Below are 1459 nucleotides of genomic sequence, written 5' to 3'. Positions count from 1 at the left end.
AGACCATGGCGCTGGGCACCATCACGACCGACGGCATCGGCAACTACAACGGCTTCGTCAAGGGCGACAGCGGCGGCGACATGCACCTGGTCAATCGCTCGTACGCCGGCAGCTTCATCTTCAACGACTACGGGCGCAGCCAGTTCATCACCGGCTTCAAGGTGTCGGCGTCCAGCTGCCACGTCAAACCGCCCGGCTACTGCCAGAAGTTTCCGGACGACCCCGGCTGCGAACCCTGCGACACGCTGAAAGCGCAGGACGACTGAGGCGTCGCGGATGCCAGGCCTGGCGCGGTACGTCGCGCCGGGCATCGAACCACACTCCAGGAGGCACCATGCCCAGATCCATCGCCCGCTCCCTGATGCTGTCGTGCACCGGCCTGATGGCCATCGGCCCCATCAGTCCCTTCGGCATTGCCTGGGCCACGGCCCCCGACACCACGCCGCCGGTGCTTCATTCCATCGTTGTCAGCGGGGCGCCCAACATGGCCGGCTCCGATCCCTACGTCACGGTCTCCATCGATGCGACCGACGATGTCAGCGGCGTGCGCAAGGGGGTGATCTACCTGAGTTCGCCAAGCGCCCCGCAATTCGCGGCCGAGTTCACCATCGGCGACAGCCCCCTGCACCTCGTGCGCGACCAACAGATCGGTGTGGGACGGGCCGGACAGGGCACAGGCTTCTACCGCTTTTCTCAGCCGGGCATCTGGCACGTTGCGCGGGTGCACCTGGAAGACCTGGCGGGCAACGTGCGGGTGGTCGAAGGCGCCGAACTGGACAGCCTGGGCAACACCGCCTTCACGGTCACCAACAACAAATACGACGGGATTCAGCCCACCTTGCTCAAGGGCCGGATCCTGACGCCCGAGGTGTCTCTCTCTGCAGACTACCCCTATCTCAAGACCAGCGTGACACTGAAGGAGACCGGCAGTGGCGCACCATCAGGCGTCGACTACGTCGTCCTGTACTACTGCCTGCCGCCGCGCGTCGGCGATCTCTGCCAGGACTACCTCACCACCACGGGCTACTTCGGCGAGCCCGCCAAGGGACGGGCGACGATCATCACCGGTGGCCCGGTCGAGTCTTCGCAACCGCGCGCGCTGGCCAAGCCCCGCCTGCAGCCGCCGCAACTGGGCACCTACGAGCTGAGCCACGTCATCCTGGTCACGCTCGACGGCAACAACGCCGGCTACTACAGCCCGCTCGCCGGCGGTGGCGCCGATCTCCATGAATGGTTCCCGTCGCTGACGGTGACGGTGAAGCCCTGAACCCGCAGCCCGGCCATGAAAAAAGCCCCCGGCGCAGGCAGCGCCGGGGGCTTGGCATCGAGAGGGCGGTCGGGCATCACGCCGGCCGCCTTGGCTCACATGTGGTCGATCATCACCTGGCCGAATCCCGAGCACGAGACCTGGGTCGCACCTTCCATCAGGCGGGCGAAGTCGTAGGTGACCTTCTTGCTC

At 66.2% G+C, this 1459-nt stretch carries 2 protein-coding genes; both read left to right on the top strand.

Features of this window, described 5'->3' with window-relative positions; genetic code table 11:
- The coding region (locus tag AC1DYI_RS35455) for a hypothetical protein (protein ID WP_477208784.1) at positions 1 to 266 on the top strand (266 nt) is incomplete at its 5' end.
- 68 nt (positions 267 to 334) lie between these two features.
- Complete coding sequence (locus tag AC1DYI_RS35450) at positions 335 to 1267, top strand: hypothetical protein (protein ID WP_477208783.1); 933 nt, start codon at positions 335 to 337, stop codon at positions 1265 to 1267.
- The last annotated feature ends 192 nt before the right edge of the window (positions 1268 to 1459 follow it).

This window comes from Ideonella sp. P3_A4, assembly GCF_056403075.1.
The sequence above is the reverse complement of the archived record's forward strand: the minus strand, read 5'-3'. Positions and strand labels throughout refer to the sequence as shown.